At 50.2% G+C, this 852-nt stretch carries 1 protein-coding gene; it reads left to right on the top strand.

Annotated features, from left to right (window positions below; genetic code table 11):
* Positions 1 to 250: ferredoxin family protein (locus tag ACIP1X_RS28945; protein ID WP_400755981.1), on the top strand; the 250-nt coding region annotated here is incomplete at its 5' end.
* Positions 251 to 852: the final 602 nt, after the last annotated feature.

The raw sequence follows: 852 nt of genomic DNA, 5'->3' as shown, positions 1-852 counted from the left end.
CTTTTACGAAGGCCCGAACTTCCTGGTGATTCACCCGGATGAGTGCATCGACTGCGCCCTGTGCGAACCAGAATGCCCGGCCGTGGCCATTTTCTCCGAGGACGAAGTTCCGGAAGAGATGCAGGAGTTCATCCAGCTGAACGTTGATCTGGCTGAAATCTGGCCAAACATCACCGAGAAGAAAGAATCGCTGCCGGATGCCGAAGAGTGGGATGGCGTCAAAGGCAAGATCAAAGACCTCGAACGCTGATCTGTCACGCGCTCGAATAAAAGGCCCCTTGTGGGCCTTTTTGTTTGTCTGGGATTTACTTTTCTGCGGACAAAAAAAGGGGCGGTTTGACCCGCCCACATTTTTTCCCTAATCCCTGTATTCCTTTTCATCGTCCTGATGAATCGCGTCCTGCGATGTCCAATCCCTTCTTCCTTGAAGGGTGTGTCTGTCCGTCGACACAACCTGAATACTAGAGGGTTCTGCGGCGGGGGCAATCGGCCTTCGGTGCTGAAAGCGTTTGTCATAACCGCTTCATATTTCAAAATAAGGCTACCAATCAGTAGGTTACTGATCATTGACTGACTGAATGGGCGTCTGCCGAAGTGTAAAAATAACGAACACCTACGAAAGAGTAAGCCAAGGCTTACAGCAGCAAACTACAAACCCTCCCCCTGTAGGAGCTGCCGAAGGCTGCGATCTTTTGACCTTGATTTTAAAAAGCAGAATCAAAAGATCGCAGCCTTCGGCAGCTCCTACAAAAGCAACAGCAACAGCAACAGCAACAGCAACAGCAACAGCAACAGCAACAGCAACAGCAACAGCAACAGCAACAGCAACAGCAACAGCAACAGCAACAGCAA

The sequence above is a fragment of the Pseudomonas sp. NPDC088885 genome, assembly GCF_044750025.1.
GTDB lineage: Bacteria > Pseudomonadota > Gammaproteobacteria > Pseudomonadales > Pseudomonadaceae > Aquipseudomonas > Aquipseudomonas rustica.
The sequence above is the reverse complement of the archived record's forward strand: the minus strand, read 5'-3'. Positions and strand labels throughout refer to the sequence as shown.